This window comes from Streptomyces sp. SID14478, assembly GCF_010548525.1.
Classification (GTDB): domain Bacteria; phylum Actinomycetota; class Actinomycetes; order Streptomycetales; family Streptomycetaceae; genus Streptomyces.
Genome location: NZ_JAAGMG010001063.1, coordinates 1 through 2,983 on the forward strand (window position 1 = coordinate 1; position 2,983 = coordinate 2,983).

At 72.3% G+C, this 2,983-nt stretch carries 4 protein-coding genes; 2 read left to right on the forward strand and 2 right to left on the reverse strand.

The genetic code is table 11. The features are described from left to right. Positions 1-660, forward strand: a 660-nt coding sequence (locus G3I40_RS33965) for an electron transfer flavoprotein subunit alpha/FixB family protein (RefSeq protein ID WP_164558679.1), incomplete at its 5' end; no start/stop codon positions are given. Positions 661-666: 6 nt separating this feature from the next. Here the strand turns inward: G3I40_RS33965 and G3I40_RS33970 are convergent. After that, positions 667-1,272: a hypothetical protein gene (locus tag G3I40_RS33970; protein ID WP_164558680.1), complete on the reverse strand. Its 606-nt coding sequence runs from the start codon at positions 1,270-1,272 to the stop codon at positions 667-669. Positions 1,273-1,470: 198 nt separating this feature from the next. Further along, positions 1,471-1,920, reverse strand: coding sequence for a cyclic nucleotide-binding domain-containing protein (locus G3I40_RS33975; protein WP_164558681.1), 450 nt, complete (start codon positions 1,918-1,920; stop codon positions 1,471-1,473). Positions 1,921-2,040: 120 nt separating this feature from the next. Between G3I40_RS33975 and G3I40_RS33980 the strand changes: the two genes are divergently transcribed. Continuing rightward, on the forward strand, positions 2,041-2,983 hold a 943-nt coding region (locus tag G3I40_RS33980), incomplete at its 3' end, for a serine hydrolase (protein WP_239092109.1).

Below are 2,983 nucleotides of genomic sequence, written 5' to 3' on the forward strand. Positions count from 1 at the left end.
CGCCTGGCGCTGCGCATCGAGGGCGGCATCATCACCGACGCCGTCGACCTGGAGGCCGACGGCGAGGCCGTGGTGGCCACGCAGTCCGCGTTCGCCGCGTCCTACTCCACCAAGTCCCGGGTCTCCCGCGGCACTCCCGTCATCACGGTCAAGCCGAACTCCGCCGCGGTGGAGGCCGCCCCGGCCGCCGGCACGGCCGAGGCCCTCTCGGTGTCCTTCTCGGCGCAGGCCACCGGTACGAAGGTCACCGGGCGCACCCCGCGTGAGTCGACGGGGCGCCCGGACCTGACCGAGGCGGCGATCGTGGTCTCCGGCGGCCGTGGCGTCAACGGCGCGGAGAACTTCCCGCTGATCGAGGCACTCGCCGACTCCCTGGGTGCGGCCGTGGGCGCCTCGCGTGCCGCGGTGGACGCGGGCTGGTACCCGCACTCCAACCAGGTCGGCCAGACCGGCAAGAGCGTGTCGCCGCAGCTGTACATCGCCAACGGTATCTCCGGTGCGATCCAGCACCGGGCCGGCATGCAGACCTCGAAGACCATCGTCGCGGTCAACAAGGACGCCGAGGCCCCGATCTTCGACCTCGTCGACTACGGCGTCGTCGGCGACCTCTTCGACGTCGTCCCCCAGCTCACCGAAGAGATCAACACCCGCAAGGGCTGAGGACGTTCACCACTCCTGGGCGCGGCGGCGTACGTAGTACCCGGCCGCGCCCAGCGAACCGGCGATCAGCATGCCGCCGAGGACGAGCTGCGCCGTGCTCAGGCGGCCCAGCGAGCCGCCGTCACCGGCGTGCACGCCATGCAGGTCGGAGCCGCCGCCACCGGTCACGGTGAGGGTCTGGCGCACGACGGTCCCGCTCTCACAGCTCACCGAGACCGGGTACGTGCCCGGGCGTGCGCCGGACGGTACCTGGAACTGGCCGACCACATCGCCCTGGTGGGTGCTGGTCTGCAGCGGGAAGTCCCCGGCCCCGAGGCTGTTGGCGTCGCCGGTGGCCCGCCGGTCCTTGCCGCACCCGGTGGTGTTCGCCGTGACGGTGGTGCCGGGGCGGGCGTCGGCGGGGGCGAGTTCGAGACTGCCGGACGACGAGGACGACGAGGACGAACTGGAACTGTCCGAGCCCCAGGTGTCGGACGGGGAGTCGCCCGACGTCGTGCTGTCCCACGTCACGTCGTCATCCCCCTCCGCCCAGGCGTGTGCGCACACCGGGGTGGCGAGGGCGAGGACGGCGGCGGCTACGGCGGAGGTCGACCAGGACACGGTGCGACGCATGCGGGGCCTCTCTGGGCGGGCCGACGGGGCGGCCACGGACGGCGTTCCCGGCCGAGCCAATCCCGCGGATCCGCCCGCCGCGCGTCGAGGCGTCGAGGTGGGTGAGGAAGGGGGCACGTGCGAGTGACCCCGGGCGCATACGGGCGCCTTCCCCGGACGTCCAGAAGCGCCGGTGCATCCGGTGGGTCTCGACGGACGTCAGTAGTGCCTGTGCATCCGGTGGGCCTCGACGAGTTTCGTGCGCGCCGCCTCCAGGCGGTGGGCCATCACCTCCGCGACGCCGTGCAGCAGGGCCACCCCCAGGGCGGGCTCCAGATCGCACAGCCCCCGCACCGAACCGGCGTCGAACTCGTAGGCGCGCACCGGGCTGAACGCCTCGGCGCCGAAGTCCCACGCGTACGGCGGGAAGAGCCAGGACCAGCCGAGGAGGTCGCCCGGTCCGAGCGGGTCCAGGGGCAGTCGTGCGCGATCGGTGACCCGCACGTCGAGCGTGACCGTGCCCGTCCTGATGATCCAGAACCGGTCGGCCCGCTCCCCTTCCTCGAAGATCCGGGCGTCCTGAGGGAAGGAGACTTCCTCGGCCAGGGGCATCAGGCGGTCGCGATAGGCGCGCGGGAGCCGGTTCAGCAGGCGAGTCTGGGCTGTCATGGCGGAACACCTCCACCGTCGTGTCGCCCGAAAAGGGTAGTTCGATCCCCGTCCCTGCGCACCTCGACCACATGGCGTAAGCGGAGCGCGGGAGAACGATCATGCCCCTACGTTTCCGGCATGGCGCAATTCATGGGCTTTTACCCCCGTATCACCAAGGCGGTCGTGACGTCAGGGCTGTGCGCGGCGCTTGCCGTGGGAGCTGTCGCGGCGCCCGCCCGGGCCGCCGGTCCGGCTCCGGCCCCGCCCGCCGTGCCGTCGCTGTCGGCGCTGTCCTGGGAGGTCATGGACGCGGCCACCGGGCAGGTACTGGCCGCGAAGGCGCCGCACCGCAGGCTGCCGCCCGCGAGCACCCTCAAGACGTTGTTCGCCCTGACGCTGCTGCCGCATCTGCGCCAGGACCTCGTCCACCGGGCGACGTCCGCCGATCTGGCCGACGTCGCCGAGGGCAGCAGCCTGGTGGGGGTCGACGAGGGCGCCCGCTACACCGTCGCCGACCTGTGGCGCGGGGTGTTCCTCAGCTCCGGCAACGACGCCGTGCACACCCTCGCCCAGATGAACGGCGGGCTGCCGCGCACCCTCGCCCAGATGCAGGCCACCGCCCGCCGGATCGGCGCCCGCGACACCCAGGTGCGCTCGCCCGACGGCTTCGACACCCCCGGCCAGTTCTCCTCGGCGCACGACCTGGCCCTCATCGCCAGGGAGGGTTTCAAGAACCCCGACTTCCGGCGCTACATGGGCACGAAGTGGGCCCGCTTCCCGGCCACCGGCGGCCCGGACGCGTACGAGATCCAGAACACCAACCGGCTCCTGGTGGGCTCGCACGGCGTGGAGCCCTACCCCGGTCTCATCGGCGTCAAGAACGGCTACACCTCCCAGGCGGGCACCACCTTGGTGACCGCCGCCACCCACAAGGGCCGCACGATCCTGGTGACGGTCATGAACCCCCAGGACGAATCCTTCAACGCGGTCTACGAGGAGAGCCGGGCCCTGCTCGACTGGGGTTTCGTCGCCGCCCCGCTGCGGCTCGTGCACGGCGCCGGCCCGCAGCGTCTCTCGGCGG